At 52.6% G+C, this 23,733-nt stretch carries 19 protein-coding genes; 12 read left to right on the forward strand and 7 right to left on the reverse strand.

Translation table 11 applies throughout. The annotated features are described in order from the left end of the window. Positions 1-137 precede the first annotated feature (137 nt). The 8 genes from SPSPH_RS19245 (at position 138) to SPSPH_RS19280 (ending at position 9,763) form a co-directional block, all read left to right on the forward strand. Positions 138-2,399 (forward strand): TonB-dependent receptor, encoded by a 2,262-nt coding sequence (locus SPSPH_RS19245; RefSeq protein WP_075757739.1) that lies wholly within the window; start codon positions 138-140, stop codon positions 2,397-2,399. A gap of 127 nt (positions 2,400-2,526) precedes the next feature. Further along, positions 2,527-3,498, forward strand: coding sequence for an ABC transporter substrate-binding protein (locus SPSPH_RS19250; RefSeq protein ID WP_075757738.1), 972 nt, complete (start codon positions 2,527-2,529; stop codon positions 3,496-3,498). A 92-nt stretch (positions 3,499-3,590) separates the two neighbouring features. Beyond that, positions 3,591-4,634 (forward strand): FecCD family ABC transporter permease, encoded by a 1,044-nt coding sequence (locus SPSPH_RS19255; RefSeq protein ID WP_075757737.1) that lies wholly within the window; start codon positions 3,591-3,593, stop codon positions 4,632-4,634. Continuing rightward, entirely contained in the window at positions 4,631-5,671 is a 1,041-nt protein-coding gene (locus SPSPH_RS19260; protein WP_233139198.1) for a FecCD family ABC transporter permease, read from the forward strand. Before SPSPH_RS19255 ends, SPSPH_RS19260 begins: the two co-directional genes overlap by 4 nt. A gap of 17 nt (positions 5,672-5,688) precedes the next feature. Continuing rightward, complete coding sequence (locus SPSPH_RS19265) at positions 5,689-6,489, forward strand: ABC transporter ATP-binding protein (protein ID WP_075757735.1); 801 nt, start codon at positions 5,689-5,691, stop codon at positions 6,487-6,489. A gap of 13 nt (positions 6,490-6,502) precedes the next feature. Then, positions 6,503-7,258: an AAA family ATPase gene (locus tag SPSPH_RS19270; RefSeq protein WP_075757734.1), complete on the forward strand. Its 756-nt coding sequence runs from the start codon at positions 6,503-6,505 to the stop codon at positions 7,256-7,258. Positions 7,259-7,272: 14 nt separating this feature from the next. Further along, a complete protein-coding gene (locus SPSPH_RS19275) occupies positions 7,273-8,553 on the forward strand; it encodes a nitrogenase component 1 (protein ID WP_233139196.1) in 1,281 nt (426 codons plus the stop codon). Next, the gene (locus SPSPH_RS19280; RefSeq protein ID WP_075757733.1) at positions 8,534-9,763 is read left to right on the forward strand and encodes a nitrogenase component 1; all 1,230 of its coding nucleotides are present in this window, start codon (positions 8,534-8,536) and stop codon (positions 9,761-9,763) included. Before SPSPH_RS19275 ends, SPSPH_RS19280 begins: the two co-directional genes overlap by 20 nt. 52 nt (positions 9,764-9,815) lie before the next feature. Here SPSPH_RS19280 and SPSPH_RS19285 read toward each other — a convergent pair whose 3' ends face one another. The 3 genes from SPSPH_RS19285 to SPSPH_RS19295 all read right to left on the reverse strand — a co-directional run bounded on the left by SPSPH_RS19285 (position 9,816) and on the right by SPSPH_RS19295 (position 14,186). Beyond that, positions 9,816-10,895, reverse strand: coding sequence for a LysM peptidoglycan-binding domain-containing protein (locus SPSPH_RS19285; protein WP_075757732.1), 1,080 nt, complete (start codon positions 10,893-10,895; stop codon positions 9,816-9,818). 93 nt (positions 10,896-10,988) lie between these two features. Then, positions 10,989-12,206, reverse strand: a complete 1,218-nt coding sequence (locus SPSPH_RS19290) for an MFS transporter (RefSeq protein WP_075757731.1) — start codon at positions 12,204-12,206, stop codon at positions 10,989-10,991. Between the two features lie 72 nt (positions 12,207-12,278). Continuing rightward, positions 12,279-14,186 carry a sigma 54-interacting transcriptional regulator gene (locus SPSPH_RS19295; protein WP_075757730.1) on the reverse strand — a complete coding sequence of 636 codons (1,908 nt, stop codon included), beginning with the start codon at positions 14,184-14,186 and terminating at the stop codon, positions 12,279-12,281. Between the two features lie 226 nt (positions 14,187-14,412). Here SPSPH_RS19295 and garD point away from each other — a divergent pair, with 226 nt between their 5' ends. Next, entirely contained in the window at positions 14,413-15,942 is a 1,530-nt protein-coding gene (gene garD / locus SPSPH_RS19300) for a galactarate dehydratase (protein ID WP_233139194.1), read from the forward strand. 160 nt (positions 15,943-16,102) lie between these two features. Here the strand turns inward: garD and SPSPH_RS19305 are convergent, their stop codons facing one another. After that, the gene (locus SPSPH_RS19305; protein WP_075757728.1) at positions 16,103-17,017 is read right to left on the reverse strand and encodes a LysR family transcriptional regulator; all 915 of its coding nucleotides are present in this window, start codon (positions 17,015-17,017) and stop codon (positions 16,103-16,105) included. A gap of 172 nt (positions 17,018-17,189) precedes the next feature. Between SPSPH_RS19305 and SPSPH_RS19310 the strand changes: the two genes are divergently transcribed. Together SPSPH_RS19310 and SPSPH_RS19315 are read left to right on the forward strand one after the other, a co-directional pair. Beyond that, a complete protein-coding gene (locus SPSPH_RS19310) occupies positions 17,190-18,434 on the forward strand; it encodes a 2,3-bisphosphoglycerate-independent phosphoglycerate mutase (RefSeq protein ID WP_075757727.1) in 1,245 nt (414 codons plus the stop codon). A gap of 75 nt (positions 18,435-18,509) precedes the next feature. Next, positions 18,510-19,994 (forward strand): SLC13 family permease, encoded by a 1,485-nt coding sequence (locus tag SPSPH_RS19315; protein ID WP_075757726.1) that lies wholly within the window; start codon positions 18,510-18,512, stop codon positions 19,992-19,994. Positions 19,995-20,083: 89 nt separating this feature from the next. On the opposite strand, the gene SPSPH_RS19320 is transcribed toward SPSPH_RS19315, so the two are convergent. Then, positions 20,084-21,061, reverse strand: coding sequence for a diaminopimelate dehydrogenase (locus SPSPH_RS19320; protein ID WP_075757725.1), 978 nt, complete (start codon positions 21,059-21,061; stop codon positions 20,084-20,086). 402 nt (positions 21,062-21,463) lie between these two features. Between SPSPH_RS19320 and SPSPH_RS19325 the strand changes: the two genes are divergently transcribed. After that, entirely contained in the window at positions 21,464-22,216 is a 753-nt protein-coding gene (locus tag SPSPH_RS19325) for an exodeoxyribonuclease III (RefSeq protein ID WP_075757724.1), read from the forward strand. An 84-nt stretch (positions 22,217-22,300) separates the two neighbouring features. Here the strand turns inward: SPSPH_RS19325 and SPSPH_RS19330 are convergent, their stop codons facing one another. Beyond that, on the reverse strand, positions 22,301-23,098 hold the full coding sequence (locus SPSPH_RS19330) for a polysaccharide deacetylase family protein (protein WP_075757723.1): 798 nt from the start codon (positions 23,096-23,098) through the stop codon (positions 22,301-22,303). A gap of 4 nt (positions 23,099-23,102) precedes the next feature. Further along, positions 23,103-23,726, reverse strand: a complete 624-nt coding sequence (locus SPSPH_RS19335; protein ID WP_075757722.1) for a hypothetical protein — start codon at positions 23,724-23,726, stop codon at positions 23,103-23,105. Positions 23,727-23,733: the final 7 nt, after the last annotated feature.

A 23,733-nucleotide genomic window follows, 5' to 3' on the forward strand; every position in this document is an offset into this window, starting at 1 on the left:
TACGCCACCTTTTTAATTTGTTATTCTATATGTACTAAGCATTTGATATTGATACTCACTCTCATTTTTTTTTTGCACAGGCATTAATAGAAAACTAACGCCTGATTCTCTTTTCCACCCGCAAAGGAGCTGACAGTATGAAAAAAAAATTGTCCCCAGCCAGAAAACGCTTGTTGTACGCCCTGGTCGGCAGCAGCCTGTTCTGGCACACGCCGGCATTTATCTATGCCGAAGATACGCCGGAAATCGTCCCCACAGCCGGCCGGACCGATACCCAAACGGCAGCTAAACCAACTGCCAAACAGCATGAATTTACGCTGGAGGGGATTGAAGTAACCGCCAGCCGCCAAACACTTTCACCGGCCTACGCCGGCGGACAGGTAGCCCGCGGCGCCAATCTCGGCGTACTGGGCAACAGGGACTTTATGGACACGCCCTTTAGCGTCACCAGCTACACCGCCCGGATCATCGAAGACCAGCAGGCCAATACGCTGTACGACGTGCTGATCAACGATCCGTCCGTACGCTTTACCACCCCCACCGGCCAGGCTGCTGAATATTATAAAATCCGCGGCCTGGACGTAGCTATGGAACACCTTTATTTTAACGGCATGCCAGGATTGGCCCCCTACTATCGTGTTCCCGTTGAATTCCTTGAACGGGTTGAAGTGCTCAAAGGACCCGGTTCCCTGCTTTACGGCGGCGTGAATGCCTCGGTGGGCGGTGCAATCAACCTTGTTCCCAAACGCGCCGGCGCTGAGGATGTCACCAGTTTTACGACAAATTATACCTCTTCGTCCCACTGGGGCGGACATCTCGACCTTGGCCGGCGTTTTGGCCAAAACAAGGAATGGGGCATCCGCATCAACGGCCTGTACGTTGATGGTGACACCGAAACGGATGGGCAGTCGAGAGAACGGCTGCTGGGCTCTCTGGGTTTGGATTACCGCCATGACCGCTGGCGCCTGTCCCTGGATGCTTACGGCTCCCAGGATTATTATGAAAACGGCCTCATCTCCATGTATCAGTTGCAGAGCAATAATATTAAAGCACCTCACGGTTCGACCAATCTGCTTAAAGGCACTACCGGCGCTATCCGGAATAACGGGATTTTGTTTAAAGGCGAATACGACCTGCGGGAAAACCTAACCTCCTACTTCGGCTTTGGCAAGGCCGCCTCCAGAGCCACCGGCTTCGTCAACGGCAATCATATTTTGCTTGTCCAAGCCGATGGAACCGCCTATCCCCGCAATCTCTTCAAACAGAACTTTTGGAACGACGCCACTTCTTCCGAACTAGGATTGCGCGGCAATTACCAGACCGGCTCGGTCAGGCATCAGTTGGTTCTAAGCTCCAGCTTTCTTAATAATGAGTATTCGAGCACATTCAACCGTTATGTTACTACCCCTTACATGAGTGGTTACCCTATCAGTATCTATGATGACTCCTTCTCCTTCGCTGATTTATTTGACAAGGTGGCCTGGGCAGGCAAAGGCGGCAAGACGGCTACCTCGGACCTGGCCAGTTATCTGCTGGCCGATACCCTTTCCTTCCAGGAGGACAAGGTCCAGCTCACCTTGGGCGTGCGCCGGCAAAGTGTCAAAACAAAGAATTTCAATGCAGTCACCGGCGCCCGGACCGCCGAGCATGACGCCGATAAAACGCTGCCGCTGGTCGGCTTTGTCATCAAACCCTGGGGTAACTCGGTTGCACTCTATGGCAACTACATGGAAGCCCTTTCCCCCGGTGCGGAGGTCGGCGCCACCTTAGGCTATACGAACTCCGGCCAGCTAATGGCACCGTATACCAGCAAACAAAAAGAACTTGGCGTCAAATGGGACAAAGGTAAATTCGCCAATACGCTGTCTGTGTTTCAAATCAACAGACCCAACACAATGATTGTTACCAACAGCCTCAATCAAAAAACCCAGACCTATGACGGCGAACAGGAAAGCCGGGGTGTGGAATGGAACACCTTTGGCGAAATCGCTGAAAATGTACGCCTGTTGGGAGGCATCAGCTATCTGCAGGGTGAAATAACTAACGCCGCTGATGCCGCAACAAAAGGCAACATCCCCTTCGGCATACCCAAATGGACGATGAACGCCGGTGTCGAGTGGGACACGCCCTGGAATAAGGATCTGACGCTGTCGCTGCGGGCCGTGTACACCGACTCCCAGTATATTAACAATGCCAATACCATCAAACTGCCGAGCTGGGTACGTTATGACATCGGTGCGCGCTATAAAACCGAGATCAATAACCTCCCGGTCACCTACCGGCTCAGTGTGGAAAACCTGTTTGACAAACAATACTGGGCAGGCGCTTTCAGCATGGAGGGTTTTGCCACATTAGGCGGCCCCCGCACCGTTAAGCTGTCGGCAACCATGCAGTTCTAAATGAGCAAGGCTGCTGCTGCGGGAATCGATCCAGGGTAGTTCCAAATAGGTGCAGAAATTTTGAGGAATAAGCCGGCGTTGCTTCAGGGCGGGTTCATTCCAACCATACTCATATCGGAGGAACGGCATGAAAAGATTAATCGGACTCATCGTCTCACTCGCGCTGCTGACAGGCTTGCTAACCGGCTGCGCCGGCACTCCTGCGGCAACTGCGCCAGACAAGCCGGCGGCACAACGCACTGAGCCGGCGATGCATGCCGCATGGCCGCGGACGATTACAGACGCAGCCGGAAATAAAGTTATTTTAAAAGAGCCGCCGCAAAGAATAGCGATTCTTCATTCCCTGTATCTGGAATACTTTTTTGCCCTGGGAACACCGCCAATTGCGTCCATGGGTGCTTCGAAGGGAAACGCAATGAAGGCGTTGGCGGAATGGGAGACGCTTAAACCCTATGCAGGCACAGCCGCCATTATGGACTTAGGCAGTGCCCGCGAGTTGAACCTGGAGGCAATTTTAGCAGCAAATCCGGATGTCATTGTTACTTTTAAAGGTCAGGGGCATTTAGCTGAAATTTATGACCAATTAGCACAGATTGCGCCTGTCATTCAAATTGATTTTAACGCTTCCTGGCAGGACCAGACCCTGGCCTGCGCTGAAATTGTCGGGAGAGAAGCCTTTGCCCGGGGGTTCATTGCCGAAACTGAGACAAGCATTGCCACCGCCAAAGATAAGCTGAGCAGCCACCACAACAAAACAATTGCCCTGTTCCGCACAGATGGAAAATCATTTATCTCCCGCGGCAACAAGGAGTATTACGAAACTTTCGGAATTGCCAGGCCCCGGGGCTATCCGGATGATTATCAAACCTTATCCCTGGAGGCTGTCGCTGAGATGAATCCCGATTATATTGTTTTTCAGGATTCCACTCAAGCTGCGCAGACATTTGTGCAAGCGCAGGCAGCCTCCGCCGTCTGGCTGTCCCTGACGGCGGTAAAAAACGGACAGGTCATCTATTTTGACGATTCCCTCAATACCTTTGGACCTCTTGCCATGCGGGCTGCGGCTGACAAGCTGGTACAGATATTTTCAGAGAAATAATGAAAAACGGACACAGACTGTTTATATAGCCTGTGCCTGTTTTTGCTCGTTAAAAACGCTTTATCATTTACGAAAAGAGGCAAAATCCGGCTATGAAACTGACATCCAAACCGGCCCGGACGGCTCAAATAAGTAAAAAAGGCCGCCCGTGGACAGCGTGGCTCATCATCGTAACAGGACCGGGGCTGCTGGCCCTGCTCATGGCGTTCTCCATCACTGAAGGGGCGGCGGAAATTCCGCTGTCTGCGGTATGGGAGGCCCTGTTTCATTTTGACGCAAAAAATACCCGGCATTTGATTATTGTTGATCTCCGCCTGCCCCGCGTTATTGCCAGCGCCCTGGCTGGCGCTGCTCTGGCCGTAGCAGGCGCCATCATGCAGGGCACAACCCGCAATCCCCTCGCCGATTCAGGACTAATGGGCCTGAACGCCGGCGCAGGTTTTGCCCTGGCCATTTGCTTTGCCTTCTTTCCGCACCTGGGCTATCTGCAAATTATCCTGTTTTCCTTTTTGGGCGCGGCTCTGGGTGCGGCGCTGGTGGGCGGCATCGCTGCCCTGCGCCGCGGCGGCGCTACGCCAATGCGGCTGGTATTGGCGGGGGCAGCGGTCAGCGCGCTGCTGGCGGCGCTCAGCCAGGGCATTGCCCTGTATTTCAATGTCGCTCAAAATATGATGTTCTGGACGGCCGGCGGCGTGGCCGGTTCCAACTGGGAGCAAATCAAAATTATGGCACCCTGGATACTCGGCGCGCTGTTGGGAGCCCTCACCCTTGCCCGCTCCGTCTCCCTGCTGAGCCTTGGCCAGGATGTAGCCAAGGGCCTGGGGCTGAATACGATGGTGAATCAGGTGCTGTGCTTGCTGGCCGTACTGATACTGGCGGGCGCCTCCGTTGCCGTCGTGGGTGCCGTTGGCTTTGTGGGCCTGATCATCCCTCATCTGGCGCGGTATTTTGTAGGCGTCGATTACTGCCGGGTTATCCCGGCCTCGGCGGTGTTGGGCGCACTGCTCCTGGTACTGGCCGATTTGGGCGCCAGGACGCTCAACCCGCCTTTTGAAACCCCTATCGGCGCACTGATCGGGCTAATCGGCGTCCCTTTCTTTTTATATCTTGCCCGCAAGCAAAGGATGGGACTATGATGACAAACCAGCTGCAGGCAAACCAAACCTATAAAAGAAAAATTGCTGTGCGCCACACGGCCGTGATTGCCGGCTGCTCGGTGCTGCTCATACTTTCTTTCATCATCAGCATGAACACCGGCTACACAAAACTGGCGCCGCTGGATACGCTGCGCACGCTGTTCGGCGGCGGCACGGCCAGGGAAAACCTGATTCTATTCGATTTCCGGCTGCCCCGGATTGTGATTTCCATCCTGGTGGGGGCAGGGCTGGCGCTGTCCGGCTGCATCATCCAGGGCGTCGCCAAAAACGCGCTGGCCGACCCGGGCCTGCTCGGCATTAACGCCGGCGCGGGCCTGATGGTCATCCTGTATGTGCTGTTCTTCGGGACCCAATCCTTGCTGTCGGTATTCACGCTGCCGTTTCTGGCACTGTTTGGCGCCGGCATAACGGCGGTGATCATCTATGCGCTGGCCTTCAAGAAAGCAGAAGGTGTAGCGCCCCTGCGCCTGATTTTAACCGGGGTGGCAGTACAGGCCGGCATTTCGTCCCTGACCACCGTGCTGGTAGTCAAGCTGGCTGACACTCAGTTTGACTTTGTAGCAACCTGGCAGGCAGGCAGTATCTGGGCCAGCAACTGGAAATTCGTGCTGGCCTTGCTGCCTTGGCTGCTACTCCTAATTCCCTATGTATTGTTCAAATCCCGCGTGCTGGATGTGCTGAATTTGGGGGACGATGTGGCCCACAGCCTGGGCGCGGCAGTGGAGCGGGAACGGCGCAGGCTGCTTGCCGCTGCGGTCGCGCTGGCTGCGGCCTGCGTGGCGGTCAGCGGCAGCATCAGCTTTGTGGGGCTGATCGCACCCCATCTGGCGCGCCGGCTGGTAGGCCCGAAGCATGGGATTTTGCTGCCCACCTGTGCGCTGACAGGAGCGGTGCTGGTCTCGGCGGCAGATACCGCAGCCCGGATGATCCTGCAGCCTGCGGAAATTCCCACCGGCATCATGGTGGCCATTATCGGCGCACCGTACTTCCTCTATCTTTTGATGAAAAGCCGCTAACGAAAGGATGATCCAAGCTGAACAGCATCGCAACAGAGAATTTGTCCGTTGCCTACGAGGATAACCTGATAGTGGATGGTTTGAATATGCAGGTCCCGCAGGGAAAAATTACAACCATCATCGGTCCAAACGGCTGCGGCAAGTCCACGGTATTAAAAGCCGTGGGGCGCATCCTGAAACCGAAAAACGGCGTGGTATATCTGAATGGGAAGGATATCCGGCACTTAACAACCAGGGAAGTAGCCAAAAAAATGGCCATTCTGCCGCAGTCGCCTCAGGCCCCGGCCGGTTTGACGGTGGGCGAACTGGTGGCCTACGGCCGCTTTCCTTACCAGCGGGGCTTAGGCAAACTAACCCTAGAGGACCAAAAAATCATTGCCTGGGCGCTGGCGGCCACAAGGCTTACAGAGCTGGAAACCACGGCGGTGGACACCCTTTCCGGCGGGCAGCGCCAGCGGGTCTGGATCGCCATGGCCCTTGCGCAGCAGACCGATTTGATTCTGCTGGATGAGCCGACTACCTATCTCGATTTGTCCTACCAGCTAGAAGTGCTGGAGCTGCTCTACCGCCTGAACCGGGAACAGGGCTGCACCATTGTAATGGTGCTCCATGACCTCAACCTTGCCGCCCGCTTTGCCGACTACATGGTGGCCATCCGCTGCGGGAGCATTGTCCGCCACGGTTCACCTGAGGAAGTAATGACCGCAGAGGTATTGCGGGATACGTTCCGCATCGACGCCCGGATCATTACAGAACCCCGCACCGGTCGGCCCACCTGCATTTCCTACGACCTGATTAAAGATAACATCCCTATATGAAAGAAGGTGCCAGATGAAAAAGATTGCAATTTACGGCAAAGGCGGTATCGGCAAATCAACCACCGTATCCAATGTGGCGGCAGCCATGGCGGCGCTGGGACTGACCGTGCTGCAAGTCGGCTGCGACCCTAAGGCCGATTCCACCCGCACCCTGACCGGCGGGGAAAACATTCCCACCGTGCTCGATACCCTGCGGCAGAACGGCGACGCAGCGCTGGACGACCTTGTGGTCAAAAGCAGCACCGGCGTGCTGTGTGTAGAGTCGGGCGGACCGGTTCCCGGCGTGGGCTGTGCCGGACGCGGCATCATCACAGCTTTTGAAAAACTGGAGGAACTGGATGCCTACGAAGTTTACAAACCGGACGTGGTGCTGTACGACGTGCTGGGCGACGTGGTCTGCGGCGGCTTTGCCATGCCCATCCGGGGCGGCTATGCCGACGAGGTGTGCATTGTCACCTCCGGCGAGATGATGGCCCTTTACGCCGCAGCCAATATCGCCCACGCCGTCAAGAGCTTTGGCAAGCGCGGCTACGCCTCGCTGCGGGGGCTGATCCTTAACGCCAAGAACATTGCGGACGAACAGGAGCTGGTGGACAAGGCGGCGGCGGAGATCCAAACGCCGGTCATTTACCGGCTGCCCCGCGATCCGTTTGTGCAGCAGGCCGAAGCGCAGGGCAAAACGGTGGTAGAGGCTTTTCCGGCTTGCCCGATGGCGGCCCATTACCAGTCGCTTGCCAAACTGCTGCTGGAAGGAGGCGAAACGCGATAAACGGACTAAAACACTTGAAACGCCTGTCGGCAGTGAAGTCCAATACAGGCATAAAATTCCTGACGCCCGCTGTTTCCCCCGGCAACCACTGCCCGATGCGCATCGCGTCGGTAAATGTGAAAAATATCAGGGGCTTGTCTTCTTTACTGGTGGGAATGCCGGAATGCACCACCCACTCGCGGCTGTTCAACCCCCGTCCGGAGGGCCCGCAGGGCGAGCTGCACTGGCTGTATGTGCTGGATGCGCAGGAGGTGGTGTTCGGCTGCCGGAACGGGCTGATCGCTGCCCTCCGGACAATGGACAAAGCCGGGGCCAAGGCCATTCTGCTGATTGTCACCTGCGTGCCGGAGCTGATTGGGGAGGACATCCAGGCAATTGTCAGGGAAGTGCAGCCGGAATTGTCTGCCCGCGTCACCTTCGTGCTGCTGGGCCAGTTCAAAAACATCAGCTATCCGCCTGGTTCGTGGAAAACGATGGAAGCGATGGGCACGCTGATGGCGGCAAAAACACCGGACTCCAGCCGTATTAACGTGCTGGGCCGCGCCCCGGGGGAAGAACATATCCCCCTGCCGTCCCTACTGCCGGCGCTTGCCGGACAAGGCCTGAAGCTGCGCTATCTGGCACCGGGCGCTTCCCTGGAGGATTTCCAAAGCGCGCCGGACGCCGTCCTGAATTTGGTGGTTTCTCCCTTCATGCAGCCGCTGGCCGCCAGAATGGAACGGGAATTTGGCATACCCTATATTGCCCTGCATACACTATATGCTGTGGAAAGCATCGACAAGGCTTATGCCGCCCTGGCAGAACATTTTGGCCTTGCCTGGGGCGATGCCTTTGCCCAGGAACGGCAGGAAGCCCTAGCCTGGCAAAACCAGGCAGTTGCGAGGCTTAAAGGCCTCCGGTATGTATTTTGTCCCCGCATTGACATTCCCCTGCCGCTGGCCGTCTATCTTACCGGGCTTGGCATGGAACCGCTGCTTTTACATTTGGAGGAATATTATCCGGAGGACAGGGACTATGCCCGGGAGCTTAACACCCTGGGCCATAATCCCTGGGTCTGCCGGATGGTAAATGCCCAAGCCGATTTGCCGGTTTTGAAAAAGCTGGCGCCGGATTTATGCTTTGGTTACCTGCCTGCTGCCCACCAACCCATTCCCTGCGTACCGGAGCTGCTTGATTTTTACGGACAAGTGGGCTATGCCCGGACCAGCCATCTGTTAAAAAGAATCTTAGGCGTAATGAATGGAATGGACGCCGCCGGAAAAGGAGGGACCGCCTATGGGTCTGCATCGTTTTAAGCCGCTGCCTTCGGGCCGCATGGGTATTCTGTGGACACTTGCCACCATTCGTGACGCCGCCCTGGTGGAATTTGGCTGTATGGGACATATGCTTTACAGCGGTGTAACGCTCAAGCGCGCCGGCGTACATGATGCCTGCCGGCTTTACTCCACACATATCGACGAAACAGATATCGCCCTTGGCAGTACCGAGCGGCTTAACCATACCCTCGACAATGTGATAAAACGCGATCAGCCGCGGGTAATTTTCCTTTTGCCCTCGTCGATTCCCGAGGTGATCGGAACAGATCTTCCTGCTCTCTGTGAGGAATTGCAGCCCGAATATCCTGACGTCCGCTTGCTGCCCTTCGGCTACGGCGGATTTAATATCACCCAGCACCGCGGCGTACAGGAAGCGCTGCTGCTGCTGGCCCAAACGCTGCCGGTGGAAGTACGGCCGACACCACAGCCGACGTTTAATATTATTGGCTCCTGTGCTGATCTGTTCCGCTTTCAGGCCGACGCGCTCGAGCTGGTCCGGATACTGGAGGGCACATTCGGCATCAAACCGCTGTGCGTGCTGACCTCGGCTGCGTCTGTTGCCGACATTGAGCAGATGGGCGGCGCCCATATTAACCTTGTCATCCGGCGCGAGGGCGAACCTGCAGCCAGGCATTTGCAGCAGCGCTTCGGGACCCCCTATCTTTTAGGGCGGCCCTACGGCCTTGACGGAACCAGGCGGTGGCTGGAGGAAATCGCGCAACTGGCCGGCCTGACGGCCGATTCCGCTTTCCTCAGGGCCCAGCAGAAGCTCTGCCGGCAGCAGCTTACAGCCGTTATGCCGGCCTTCGCGCACATGGTTAGAGCGCATCCGGCTGAAACCGCCTTGTCTTTAGGCGGGCACGCAGATGTGGTCAAAGGCATTCTTGCTTTTGGCTGCGGCGAACTTGCCTTTGCCAAAGGAACCTGCTGGTGCGATTGTCCCGAGATGGCCAGCGGGGATATCCCCTATTTTGCGGAGGCTGAGTGGACGCGGGCCGTCCGGGAACACAAGCAGGGTATACTTATGGCCAGCGGCGAAGCGCTGGCCTGGGCGGACCGCAATACGGAGCTGCAAATTTCCAACCCGGACATAAAATGGCGGCTGCACCCGTATGAACCGCCCTTGATGGGTTTTCGCGGCGCTGTACAGCTGGCGAATCTGTGGATCAACGAGAATATTGAGGATTAAAGGCGTACATGTAAAAGAGCACTTGCAGTTTCTGCAGGTGCTCTTTTCACTGTTATTCAGGCTGTCCCTCAGGTCCGGGTTTGGGGCCATGGCCTTTATGCATATGGCCTTTGCTGTTAATCATGTTATCCACCCGTTGCTCCATCTTTTCCTTCATTTTGTCGGCTTTCTCCACCGTCAGTTTACCGGCCTTTACGCCTTCGTCAAGCCGCTGGGTCATCTGGGCAACCAGGAAGTCTTTAAGCTCCTGTTCAGAAACGCCCTGTTCATTGGCAATAGCCACTAAGGTTTTTCCGGCCTGCCGCTCGGTTTTGAAGGTTGCGGCATCCATTTTGAGCAGTGCTAAGAGTTCGCTGTTGTCAAACGCATGCCCCCGCATATGTCCCGGTCCCATATGCATAGGCCCTTGGCCATTAATCATAGCTGCAACCCGGGCAGGCATATCGGCCTTGATTTTTTCAGCTTTTTCCGCTGTCAGCTTACCGGTTTTTACGCCTTCGTCAAGCCGCTGAGTCATCTGTTCTGTCAGGAAATTTTGGAGTGACTGTTCCGACACCCCCTGCTCTTTCGCAATAGCTGCTAAGGTTTTCCCGGCCTGCCGCTCAGTTTTGAAGGTTGCGGCATCCATTTTAAGCAGTGCTAAGAGTTTGCTGTTGTCAAACGCATGCCCCCGCATATGTCCCGGTCCCATATGCATAGGCCCTTTGCCATTAATCATATCGGCAACCCGGGCAGGCATATCGGCCTTGATTTTCTCAGCTTTTTCCGCTGTCAGCTTACCTGTTTTTACGCCTTCGTCAAGCCGCTGGGTCATTTGTTCTATCAGGAAATTTTGGAGTGACTGTTCCGACACCCCCTGCTCTTTCGCAATAGCCGCCAGGGTTTTGCCCTCTTTCATGGCAGCACGAAACGCTGCTTCATCCATTTTCAGAAAAGCCAATAATTTAGTCTGGCTTTCTTTAAAACCTTTCATGCCATGCCGGTCAGGTCTGTCGGCTTTGTGGGCAATACCGCTTCTTTTGCCATTTGCTATATCTTGCTGGTCTGCAGTTACCGCCGCCATTGCGATACCATTTACCGTAATCATGGCGGCAATACCAAGGGCCACATACCATTTTTTATTCTTGTTCATATACAATCAACCATCCTCTCATCACTTTTTTTCGGGTATGATTGTATTATGAACCGCCGATTTTATAATTTCATTAGAAAAAAGCACCAAATATTATTTTTCTCTTTCAGCGGCCACAGGACACTCGCCGGCGTCATCCCTTTTGTGCCAGTTTAAAAAGACCAGCCCCCCCAGCGCCAGCAGTACGCCCCCGGTAATGAGAAACACCGGCCTGATGCCAATCCAGAAGCTGACCATACCGCCAATCAGCGGCCCGGTCATCGAGCCCAGGTGGTTGGCTGTTGTCGTCAGGCCAAATACCCGCCCCCGCGAATTCGGATCGGTGCAGGAAACGGCGATGGTATTAATAGCGGGAAAAACACCGACAACAAATAATCCATACAGGAATTGCAGTACGCTAAACTGATAAATATCGGCGGAAAAATACTGGGAAAAGCTAAACATACCGGCCCCCAGAAAGGCGATGGTCAGTACTTGGGCAAACCCCCGCCGCTGGCCGATCCGTCCCCACAGCGGCGCTGCAATCGCCCCGGCAATACCGGCCAAACTATACACGATGCCGGCTGTCAGCGCAGCCCCTTCCATTGTCCCCTGCAATTCGGATATATACAGGGCAATCAGTGGCTGCAACAGCATGGCGACGGTTTGCACCGCAAACAGCAAACACAGCATTTGCACCAGCTGGCGATTGGCAAACGCTGTTTTCAAATCATCCAGCATACCGCCTTCCTGTACGGCAGTTGCGTTATTTTCCGGCTCTTTCACCAGCATCCCGGCAATAACGGTTCCCCCGAAGATAATCGCCGCAGCAATAACAAAAGAAAATCGCATACCAAAAATATGTGACAGACTCCCTCCCAGCAAGGGGCCGACAATACCGCCAATCAGCAGGGTTGTCTGCATAATTCCCAGACTGAAGCCCATATGCTCTTTGGGCGTTGACGCCGCCACGATGGCCATAGCTGCCGGAACAAAGCCGCTGGCAACCCCCTGCAGCAGTCTGACAATCAATAATTCAACAGGATTTCTAACCAAATACCCTAAAAAGTAGACAAAGGCCAGGCTAAACCCTGCCCGCAGCAGCATCCGCCGCCGCCCGCTCTTGTCGGCACACCGTCCCCAGTAGGGAGCCAGAAAAGCCGACACCAAAAAGGAACTGGAAAGCACCAGACCTGACCACATATTTACATTCTCCGGACTTGCGCCAATATCCAAAAGATATAAAGGCAGGAAGGGTACCAGCATGGTATAGCTGGCCCCTGACAGCATAACCGCCAAAGCCAGGGTCCAAAGATTCTTGCGCCACTTCAACTACAGGACTCCTCTCCTACTCCGTTTGCAAGCCCTGTGGGGCAGCCCGGCCATCGCGGCAGCTCCATAGGACTAATATGTTTTTTTTGTTTCAATATTGTAGCTTTTGAGTTTACGATACAAGGTACTCCGGTCCATCCCCAGCAGTTCTGCCGTGCGCGAGATATTGGAATTGCACTTTTCCAAAGCCGCTACAATTTCCGCCACCTCCGGCCTTCTGACCGTCACAGCCGCATCGGGGCCGATGTCCTCCCGGTCATCCCAGTATTGCTTCACCACATCAACGGTGATGACCTGTTCGTTGCAAATAATAATCAGCCGCTCAAGGAAATACATTAATTCCCGGACATTGCCGGGCCAGTCATATTCCTGTAAATACCGGTATACTGCCGGTACTATTTCCACTTGTTTATTGTACTTTGCCGTAAACTGACGGACGAAATACTGTGCCAGGCAGGCAATATCGGCACTCCTTTTGCGCAGCGGCGCCAGGTTCAAGGTCAGCACTTTAAACCGGTAAAACAAATCCTGGCGAAACTGCCCTTCTTTGACCAAATCGCCCAGCTTCTTATTTGTGGCAGCAATAATCCTGACATCTATCGGAATATATTTGTCGTCACCCAGCCGCATAACCTGCCGTTCCTGCAATACTCTCAGCAGGCGGCTTTGTCCGTATTTATCCATTTCCGATATTTCATCAAGAAAAATCGTGCCACGGTGCGCCATTTCAAATAACCCTGGTTTGCCTTTTTTCGCGGCGCCGGTAAACGCTCCCTCGACATAGCCAAACAGCTCGCTTTCCAACAGATTGGCAGGCAAGGCGGCACAATTGACGGCAACAAACGGTCCGTGTTTGCGACAGCTTTCATTATGAATACTTTGCGCAAACAATTCCTTGCCTGTTCCCGATTCGCCAAAAATCAAAACCGTGGCATTATCCACCAGCGCCATCTCCCGGGCAATGCGCTTGCTTTCCTTTAGCTGCGGGGAGCTGCCGATAATATCGGTAAAACGATAGCTGGCGACAAACCGCCTGGCAAGCACCTGGTTGCGGATTTTGGCCTCAAGCTCCTGAATATGCGTAATATCCTGAAAAGTAATGATAGCGCCTGTTAGCTGGCTGTCAACAATAACAGGCGCAATATTATACGTAAGCCAAATGCTGCCTTGCTGCACGGTTTGGCCGGTAATGCGCTTCCGTTTGGCCAGACAGAGGTCTACCTCGATGCCGCTCAGCACCTGATCAATTTGCTTGCCGACAATCTCCGGTGCAGAAATTTTCAGCAAAGTTTCGGCAGCCGGATTAAAAACCTCCACCGTCTTTTGCGGATTAATACTAATAATGCCTTCCAGGGAATAATCGGCTAAAGCTTTGAATTTTTGCGCCTGTTCTTTTTCTATCTTTCTGGCCTGAATGATCTTCTCGGCTTCAGCAAAAGCCGTCCTGATGGAAAATTCCCCTGACCGGATAAGATGATGGGTCAGCCCCTGTTTGGCGGCAAGCAGCACTGTCTTGATGCCGCCTACCACAATATCGGCGTCCGATTGGGCCACTTCCGCGATCCGGGCAGGAATGTCCTCACTTGTTTCCAGGCGATAGATGGTCAGGTTGATGCCCAGTATCGCCGAAAGGCTTTCAATATCATAAACCATATTGTCAAAAGCCACCATGGCCACTTGTGGACGGTCCAAGGCGGTAATCTTCTTGGCTTCATAAAAAACCTGCGCCAAATCCTGGCCGCTGATGGGTATCTCGACAACAGGAATCTGAATCCGGGCTTTAATAATAACCCTGGCGGTACCGCCCCGGCTGATAATAACAGAAACATCCTGCTGTTCCAAGGCTTTGGCCAGACGGATCGCCCGTTTAAGCCTTGCCAGATAGATGACCACACGGTCTGCTATCCCCAGTTCATGGATGATTTTCCTGCCCTGTAAAAACAATTGTTTATCCGGAGCAATAAACGCAATTTTAGCCATACAGCAACTCCTTGCCAGTATAAGTACTATGCTCATTCTAACGCAACTTTTGCAACAAAACAACAACATTTGTTGCTTTTAGTCAGCTTGCCCTGCCGGAGATGCAGCAATTTCCGGCTTGGCACAGTTATTGCAAGAGAAGTAGGTACAACAAACAACAATGCAAACCGTTCCCCGTAAACCTGTAATAGAATAGCTTGATTAACTTGCTAAAAGGAGAATTGCTATGTCATCGATTGCCCCAGAAGCGCCGCTCTACATCAAGGTGCACACAGCAGACAATGTCGCCATTATTGTCAATACCGGCGGTTTGCCTGAAGGCACGGTATTTCCCTGCGGGCTTGCGCTAACAGAACATGTACCCCAGGGCCATAAAGTGGCTTTAACCGACCTGCCTCAGGGTGAAGCCATTATCCGTTATGGCGAAATTATCGGCTATGCCGTTCGCCCGATTGCCCAGGGCAGTTGGATTGAAGAGTCGTTAGTGACCTTACCCACTCCGCCTGAATTGGAGGAATTGCCGCTGGCCACCAAAGTGCCTGCGCCGCTGCCGCCATTAGCAGGCTGTACCTTCGAAGGCTTCCGCAACGCCGACGGCAGTGCCGGCACCAAAAACCTGCTGGGCATAATCACAAGTGTTCAATGTGTCACCGGAGTTGTCAATTATGCGGTTAAAAAAATCAAAACAGAGCTTTTGCCAAAATACCCTAATGTTGATGATGTTGTGGCGGTAAATCATAATTACGGCTGCGGGGTGGCCATTAATGCCCCGGAAGCCGTTGTCCCCATCCGCACAATCCGCAATCTGGCCCTGCATCCCAACTTTGGCGGCCAGGTAATGGTGGTTGGCCTGGGCTGCGAAAAACTGCTGCCCGAACAGGTGATTCCCGGCCATGACAAGTCCAGTATCCTGGTGCTGCAGGAGCAGCAGGGCTTCAGCAAAATGGTGGACGCCATTCTCGCGATGGCTGAAGCACGCTTACTGCAATTAAACCAGCGCCGGCGGGTTACCTGTCCTGTGTCCGATCTGGTCATTGGCCTGCAATGCGGCGGCAGTGACGCCTTTTCCGGCGTGACCGCCAATCCGGCGGTAGGTTATGCCGCAGACTTGCTGGTACGTGCCGGTGCAACCGTCATGTTCTCGGAAGTCACCGAGGTGCGGGATGCCATTCATTTGCTGACCCCCCGGGCGGTAAATGAGGAAGTAGGGCGCGCCCTGCTGCGCGAAATGAAGTATTATGACAACTATTTAGCCCTCGGCCAAGCCGACCGCAGCGCCAATCCGGCTCCAGGCAACAAAAAAGGCGGATTAGCCAATGTTGTTGAAAAAGCGTTGGGCTCTATTGCCAAATCAGGTTCCAGCGCCATCGACGGTGTTTTGTCGCCTGGTGAAAAAGCCAGCCAAAAAGGTCTGATTTATGCGGCCACACCGGCCAGCGATTTTGTCTGCGGTACCTTACAGCTGGCATCAGGCATCCATCTGCAGGTCTTTACCACCGGCCGCGGCACACCGTATGGCCTGGCAATGGCACCGGTAATCAAGGTAGCCACCCGCAATGCCCTGGCCGAGCAATGGCCTGACATTATGGATGTAAACGCCGGACGTATTGCTACCGGCGAAGCCACGATTGAAGAGGTGGGCTGGGAAATTTTCCGCCTGCTGCTGGAGGTTGCCAGCGGCCGCAAACAAACCTGGGCCGACCATTGGGGTATTCATAATGACCTGTGTCTGTTTAACCCCGCCCCGGTAACCTGATCCACAGCAGCGTAACAAGCAAACAATCAATAAAAGGACGTGCCGCAAACATAAAGCAGCACGTCCTTTTGGCATACAGACGGCAGCCGGCGATTATAGCCGGCTGCCGTCTTTTATTTATTGCCGATCTTACTGTGACAGCCCCCCTTCTGCCCGGAGCTTAGGCTTTTATGTCAGGGGGTATCAGTCCGGCTAAGATGTCAATAAACGATCTTTCTACATTGTTATATTCCTGCCGTTGCTTCGATACTAGGATAAATTGCCGGGAAACCTTGCTAAGGTTAAGTAAGGGGATATTCACCAATTGCCTGCTCGCAATTTCCCGTGAAATACAAACCGTACTGATAAGGGCAATGCCCAGTCCTTGTTCCACCGCTCTTTTGATTGTTTCGTGGTTCCCCATTTCAAGTATCGAATTAGGTGTGACATTCTCCTGTTTTAAATAATCCTCAACCATTGACCTCATGGCAGAACCGGGGCGGGAGTGGATAAAGGTATATGGACCGACAAGTTCCTGGGGATACACTATTTTTCTTTTCGTTAAGGGATGTCCCTGGGCGGCAATTAAAGAGAGATGGTCGATTGCTACCGGGAGAAATTTTACCTCAGCTTCATTGACCCAGTTTAAGTTTTTGCCGACAATGGCCAAATCTAAAGTCCCGTTTCGTACCCGCTCCACCATTTCGTTACCATACCCGATATGAACCGATAATTCAACTTTGGGGTAGGTTTCTTTAAACTGCTTCAGGATAGGAGGGAGAATAAAGTTGCCGGCAAGGGTGGAGGCTCCAAGAACCAGCTTACCTTCTGACTGCCTGTGCAATTCCTTAAACTTATCGGGAATGGCATCAATCAGCGCAAGTATTTCTTTCGCCCATTTATAAAGGGAAAGCCCTTCTGCCGTAATGGAAAAAGACCTCCCGCTCCGGATGAAAAGCAAAACAGCATAGTACTTTTCTAAAGCAGCTATTTGCTGGCTCACCGAGGCCTGGGCCATATACAGGCGGTCAGCCGCCCGGTGAAACGACTTATCTTCCACTACTGCACAAAAAGTTCGGAGCTGCTGAATCGTCATAGTGCCTCCTTGATAATATTTACCTTATCATTTTGGTTAATTATTATGCATGGTTTAGCTATAATCCTTCAGTTAGAATTAAATTAATCAGAAAAAAGGCTGCTCCTGCGTTTTGTCCCACCCTTGAATAAACGCAGAGCACGCCAGAAAGCTTGGACAGGAGGAAGATAACTTGAAACGTAAGGCCATACTTATCAGCATAGATGGATTAGGTGACAGACCGATACACGAACTAGGGGAACTCACGCCACTCGAAGCTGCTGCAACCCCTACATTGGACAGAATCGCCAGTAAAGGCTTGACCGGTTTGGTTGACCCGTACGCTCCAGGCATACCGTGCGGGACTGATGTGGGACATTTATGCATGCTGGGGTATGACCCCAACGAAGTGTACTCCGGCCGGGGACCCATTGAGGCATTAGGTGCCGGACTCGAAATATTCCCCGGGGATGTCGCCTTTCGCTGCAATTTTGCGACAGTAGACCAGGAAGGTAAAGTAAGCGACAGACGTGCAGGCAGAATCAGGGACGGAGTAGCTGAATTAGCGCGTCTTTTGGATAACATTTCCCTGAACGAAGATATCATTGCTAATTTTGCGCCAGCTACCGATCACAGAGCAGTACTGGTATTAAGGGGAAAGGGCCTGTCGCCCCAGGTGTCGGATTCCGATCCGGGCGGAAATAACGAAGGCATGGCGATGCAAAAGGTACAACCGCTTGATAAAACCGATGCGGCGATAAGGACGGCACAGGCCGTGGAGCAATATCTTGCCATTGCCAGGGAAGTGCTTGGTAAACATCCGCTTAACCGGCAACGGATTATGTCAGGACAGCTTCCGGCAAACGCCATCCTAACCCGTGGTGCGGGTATTGTCACTTACTGTACCCCGCTGAGGGAACGCTTTAAAGGACTCCGGTGCGCAGCCGTATCAGGCGAAGCAACCGTGCAGGCAATAGCCAAAATGGCAGGCATGCAAAACTATACCCATCCGGGCATTACCGGCTCGTATGATTTTAACGGCAAACTCAAAGCGGCTGCGGTACTTGAGCTGCTGGCGGATAACGATCTGGTACTGGTACATATAAAAGCTACGGATTTAGCCGGACACGATGGCCGGTGGGACCAGAAAAAAAACATCATTGAACAAATCGATACAATGGTCGGACAGATCAAGGCAAATATCCCGCCAGATACCCTTATTGCCATAACCGCCGATCATTCCACTCCCTGCACAGTAAAGGAGCATAGCGGCGACCCGGTGCCGGCAGTAATTTGGGGCAAAGGGGTCAGGGCGGATAAACAAGTAACCTATGGTGAAACGTCCTGTTCTCACGGTGGATTAGGCAGAATTACCGGCAACAATTATTTTCACATATTAATTGATCTCATGGGATTCTCACAAAAGTTTGGTGCTTGATTGCGTCACGCAAGCTGAATGCCAGAAAGGAGGCAGCAAAATAGCGACGCAGCAAAACAGAAAGGAGATTGTATAATGTCTCAAGAAAAAACAGGAAAAGTTTCCGGCGATTCGCCCGAAAAAAAGCCGGGACAGGTTGAGCGATTAATGAAAAAGTGGGGAATTCCCCTCGCCATTGCGGTGTTTCTCTTCTTGCTGCTCATGCCCACACCGGAAGGTCTGGAGCTGGCGGCACAGCGTTCATTAGCTGTTTTTACAGCTGCTCTGATCCTTTGGGTAACAACACCTATTCCGATTTACCTTACCTCGATGTTAGCGATTTTACTGCTGCCATTGATAGGAGCCGTCAAGGACCAGAAGGATGCCTTCGGCATGCTGGGCAATGACGTTATCTGGCTTATGGTGTCGGCATTTGTTCTCACCTCTGCCATTGTTAAGTCCCAGTTGGGAAGAAGGTTTGCATTATGGATGATAACCAAGTTCGGAAAAACACCCAAGATGACATTATTTACGCTGATCGTCATCAACTTTGTACTCGCCTTCTTTGTTCCGTCCACAACGGCCCGGGCCACACTGATGGTTCCTATTTGCCTTATTTTACTGGAGGTTTACAAGGCCATTCCCGGTGAGAGCAATCTGGGCCGGGTTATGATGCTTCAGGGTTTACAGGCAGATGCTTTGGCCACTTCGGGAGTTATGACGGCTACGGCTGGCAACATTATTGCCGTCGGATTCATTAACTCGCAGGCCGGGGGAAACATCGGCTATATGCAGTGGCTGCTAGCCTCTATGCCAACAGCAATTATCACCATGATCATTGTCTTTTTCCTCGGACTCAAAATTTTCTCAATTAAGGATGAATTTAATTTTGAAAAAGCTATCGGCACACTGGAGGAAGAACTAAGAAAGCTCGGCTCCTTCTCCCTTGCAGAGAAAAAAGCCATGGTTATCTTCTTGTTGACAGTGGTGCTATGGGCAACAGGAGATTATCATAAACACTGGGTCGGCTATGAAATCAGTACCGAGCAGACTGCTGTTCTGGCCGCACTGCTCTGTCTCCTGCCCAAGCTGGGACTGCTTACCTGGAAAGAAGCCAACATCAAGTGGGATTTGATGATTTTTGCTGCCGGTGCCTACGCGGTTGGCGGCGCTCTGGACAAATCCAAGGGTGCGGAATGGTTGATAACGCAACTGGTTAACGGGCTCGGACTACAAAATATGAGCCATTTCTGGGTCTATGTCATTGTGGTATTCATCAGCATGTACAGCCATCTTATCTTTACCAGCAAGACGGTAAGGGTGACTATTCTGATACCGGCATTCATCACCCTGGCCAAAACGCTGGGCATGAACCCGGTAGCGCTTGCTCTGGCTTCGGCCATGACTATGACTTATACGATTACGCTGCCACCCCATTCCAAGGTAAACACCTTATATTTCGGAACCGGTTATTTTTCCGTGCTGGATCAGGTGAAATACGCGGTTGTCACTTGTTTTGTGGGCGCTGTTATTATTAGTTTGGCGATATTTACCTGGTTTAAAATTATCGGTATTGCATAACAAAAAACGGCAGCCGGCTATCAAATGGATAGACCGGCTGCCGTCTTTTATTTTATCGGCATTTTTTACTGGGGCACCTGCCTGGCGGACTATAACAGTTCCTGCCGCAGTTCAGCGGCTGACTTGGGTGAGAGCCAGCCAAAAGGAATGTCAAATACCGTGTAAGCTCCCCGGCCACCGTGCTGGGCCAGCCGGAATACGGCCCGGGCATAAGCCACCAGGACACTGGCGGTAAACTCGGGATTGCTGTCAAGCTTCAGGGCAAATTCCATCACATGGTTGACATCAGGGCTGGTTTGGCCGGTACGAAAGACAAAGCCCCCATGGGGAGTGCCGGCATGACTGGCCTCAAACTCCTGCTCTGATACAAAAGAAACATGGGTTTCATAGTCGGAAAAATAATGCGGCATGGTTTTGATTGCCGTTTCAATAGCCGCGAGATCGGCCCCGGGTTCGGCAACGACATAGCAATCGCGGACATGCACCTCATGTGCATTTACCGGCGGCAAGGTGCCGGAACGTACGCCGGAAATAGCTTCCTGTTTGGGAACCGTATACTGTTTTGCAGTTTTAACTCCCGGAATGCGGCGAACTGCATCCGAGTGTCCCTGGCTAACGCCTTTGCCCCAGAACGTATAATCAGTTCCCTGCGGCAAAACCGCCCCTGCCAGCAAACGGTTAAGCGAGAAAAGGCCCGGATCCCAGCCAACCGAGATGGCGGCAGCTTTACCCGAAGCTTTGGCACTTTGCTCCATGGCCGCATAATAGGCGGGAATTTTGGCATGGGTATCAAAACTGTCAACAGTATTGAACAAGGACGAGAACCGGGGACCTTGTTCAATAAGGTCGGTGGCCGAACCACCGCAAAGCAGCATAACATCAATTTTGTCCCGGTATGCTTCGGCTTCGTCCACCAGCAGCGCCGGTACACCGCTCAAGGTTTTCTCCAGACGGCGCCGGGAAAACACGGCCACCAGTTCCATGTCGGTATTTTGCCGAAGTGCCAGTTCTGCACCTTTTCCCAGATTGCCATAGCCGACAATTCCAATACGTATCTTCTGACTCATCGTTACCTCCTGATATGGCTATAATTATGTCTGCTTATAAAGTAGACTTAGCTTCAGGCAGGGTTGTAACCCCAGCCGAAGGTTAGCTGCCCAGCTTCCAGGTACTTAACCGCTCACCCTTGCCTGCAGGGGCATAACTTCCCTTACAGCAACCAAGAGTCTTTGAGCAGTTTAGTCTCAGGATAAAGAGCAAAAGTTTGCAGTACATAGCTGCCGCTGTTAAGAATTAGTATATTTCGACACCAAACGGCCAATACCTTCTTTTTTGTACAAATGTTAACCTCCGGCCACAAAGGAGAAGCCACGTGCCATGGAGAATTATCATCATAGGATTTGCAGCAGTCGACATTGTGCGCGTTATTAGCACCCTGTCAAATCCGGAATCTGAAGAAAGAGGTTGTTATGAAACTAATATCATGGAATGTAAATGGCCTTAGGGCCTGTCTCGGTAAAGGGTTTGAAGATTTTTTTCATACCATTCAGGCCGATATTTTCTGTGTTCAGGAAACCAAGATGCAGCAAAGCCAGTCTGAGCTGGTGCTGCCCGGCTATGAGGAATACTGGAACAGCGCGATAAAAAAAGGCTACTCCGGCACCGCCATTTTTACCCGGTTAAAACCGTTGTCGGTTGCCTATGGCATGAATATGGAGGAGCATGATCAGGAAGGCCGGATTATTACCCTGGAATTTGAAGAGTTCTATCTGGTCAATGTCTATACTCCCAATTCCCAGCGCGAGCTTATGCGCCTCAGTTACCGGACACAGTGGGAAGATGATTTCAGGGCCTACCTCCTGCGCCTTGATCAACTGAAGCCTGTCATTATGTGTGGCGATCTCAATGTCGCCCACCAGGAAATCGACATTAAAAATCCCAAGTCCAACCGCAAAAACGCCGGTTTTACCGACGAAGAAAGAGAAAAAATGACCTGTCTGTTACAGGCCGGCTTCACCGATACCTTCCGCTTTTTATATCCTGACAAAGAAAATGCCTATACCTGGTGGTCTTATATGATGAATGCGAGAGCACGCAATGTCGGCTGGCGTATTGACTATTTTGTCGTCTCCAGCCGGTTAAAGGAGTCGGTAAAAGAGGCTGTCATTTATCCCGACATCATGGGCAGCGACCATTGCCCTGTCGGACTGGAGATATTTTAGCATAAGGAAAGGGCGCTGATAGTTCAGCGCCCCTTTATTATTGCAATTTACTCCGGTTTGGCGTGCCGCCTATTTTCGCTATGCCTACTCGCTGTATTCCGGCGAGTAGGCCAGCAGCTTGGTCTTGGGTTGATTGGCATCCAGCAGCCTAAATAACGCATTAAAATCGGTATTGTCATATATCGGTATACGTCTGAGCAAATACACATTGTCCCTGCCGGGTTTGTTCAGGCCGGGCAGTACGGTAAAAGCCGCCTGATACCCGGCTGCAGCCACCGCTTCCCAGGCAGCAAGATCATAGGAGCCATAAGGATAGGAGAATACGTCCACATCCTTGGCGGCGGCTTTTTTCAGCAGCTTCCTGATGTCTTTGGTCTCCCGCACCAGCTCTGGTCCTGTTAAAACCGTCATATCACGATGGGTCACCGAATGACCGCCAAAACTGATACCGGCAGCCGACATTTCCCCAATCTGCCGGCTTGAGAGCCGCTCTTCCCTGTCAATATTGACCCCGACCATAAAAATTACCGCACTAAAATCAAATTGCTTTAATATCGGAAATGCGTTGGTATAATTATCTTCATAACCGTCGTCAAGGGTAATAAGCACCGGCTTCTCCGGCAGCACCACCGGCTCTTGCTTCATATAGGCTAATAGCTGCCCAGGTGAAATGGTCTGAAAGCCGGCATGTTTCAACAATGCCAGCTGGCGTTCAAATTCCGCCGGTGTCACTGTCAGACGGGGCAGGTCGCGTTTGTCCTCACTTACATGATGATACAGCAGCACCGGTATACCATTTTGATACTGTGCCGCCGCAGTATTTGCAGCCATAGAGATGACCAGTACCGCCAATAAACAAATCCACTGTCGCCAGGCTAACAAGCCATCACTCCTCTCTCTTCTTCACTGTATCCGAATGGGAACCCTGAGCCGGCGGAATCCGTTTGTAGGGTAATTTAATCAGTATTTCTTCAGCAAGGTCCTTAAAGATTACCTCCGGGCTTGTTTGAATACTCTCCCCTTCCACGGAATTTTTATTTGCCTTCATTATATCATATTGTTTTGTTGCCGCCGAGTACGCGTAGCATTTTACTGTTATATCTGATTGAACATAGGTATCGTCAAGCCTATGGGAATAAAACCGCTGCTGCCTGGCGCGGTCCAGCTCAACAACCACGACAATATCGGCCGACAGCGCGTCGGCAACAGCTGACAGGATTATTTCGTCAGATAATCTTGCCTGCTTATTCTCCGCCAGCAGGCTTTGCGCGGCCTCGGCCGTCATGTCGGCAGGCAGCAAGGTATAATAAGGATATTTAAAAGGCTTTTTTATGGTGTCCTGCAGGATTTGAATATCCTGTTGCGGGCGATAATCAGCCGTATTCATGGGCGGCATAACCGCTACCTTGAGCGGGGTTATCGCATACCCGGCTGAAGCTGTGGTGGAAAAATAAGCAAGCAAAAGCAAAAACACTATTTTTTTAACCAGCCCTCCGGCCCGTACATTCATTCTGTCA

Origin of the sequence: Sporomusa sphaeroides DSM 2875 (assembly GCF_001941975.2) — a bacterium.
Classification (GTDB): Bacteria; Bacillota; Negativicutes; order Sporomusales; family Sporomusaceae; genus Sporomusa; species Sporomusa sphaeroides.

Bases quoted from the DNA above. Each gene is read 5' to 3' on its own strand.
- SPSPH_RS19315 (WP_075757726.1), top strand. From the start codon at position 18,510: ATGTCTCAAGAAAAAACAGGAAAAGTTTCCGGCGATTCGCCCGAAAAA.
- SPSPH_RS19320 (WP_075757725.1), bottom strand. From the start codon at position 21,061: ATGAGTCAGAAGATACGTATTGGAATTGTCGGCTATGGCAATCTGGGA.
- SPSPH_RS19280 (WP_075757733.1), top strand. From the start codon at position 8,534: ATGGGTCTGCATCGTTTTAAGCCGCTGCCTTCGGGCCGCATGGGTATT.
- SPSPH_RS19260 (WP_233139198.1), top strand. From the start codon at position 4,631: ATGATGACAAACCAGCTGCAGGCAAACCAAACCTATAAAAGAAAAATT.
- SPSPH_RS19255 (WP_075757737.1), top strand. From the start codon at position 3,591: ATGAAACTGACATCCAAACCGGCCCGGACGGCTCAAATAAGTAAAAAA.
- SPSPH_RS19325 (WP_075757724.1), top strand. From the start codon at position 21,464: ATGAAACTAATATCATGGAATGTAAATGGCCTTAGGGCCTGTCTCGGT.
- SPSPH_RS19250 (WP_075757738.1), top strand. From the start codon at position 2,527: ATGAAAAGATTAATCGGACTCATCGTCTCACTCGCGCTGCTGACAGGC.
- garD (WP_233139194.1), top strand. From the start codon at position 14,413: ATGTCATCGATTGCCCCAGAAGCGCCGCTCTACATCAAGGTGCACACA.
- SPSPH_RS19305 (WP_075757728.1), bottom strand. From the start codon at position 17,017: ATGACGATTCAGCAGCTCCGAACTTTTTGTGCAGTAGTGGAAGATAAG.
- SPSPH_RS19335 (WP_075757722.1), bottom strand. From the start codon at position 23,726: ATGAATGTACGGGCCGGAGGGCTGGTTAAAAAAATAGTGTTTTTGCTT.
- SPSPH_RS19245 (WP_075757739.1), top strand. From the start codon at position 138: ATGAAAAAAAAATTGTCCCCAGCCAGAAAACGCTTGTTGTACGCCCTG.
- SPSPH_RS19295 (WP_075757730.1), bottom strand. From the start codon at position 14,186: ATGGCTAAAATTGCGTTTATTGCTCCGGATAAACAATTGTTTTTACAG.
- SPSPH_RS19285 (WP_075757732.1), bottom strand. From the start codon at position 10,895: ATGAACAAGAATAAAAAATGGTATGTGGCCCTTGGTATTGCCGCCATG.
- SPSPH_RS19270 (WP_075757734.1), top strand. From the start codon at position 6,503: ATGAAAAAGATTGCAATTTACGGCAAAGGCGGTATCGGCAAATCAACC.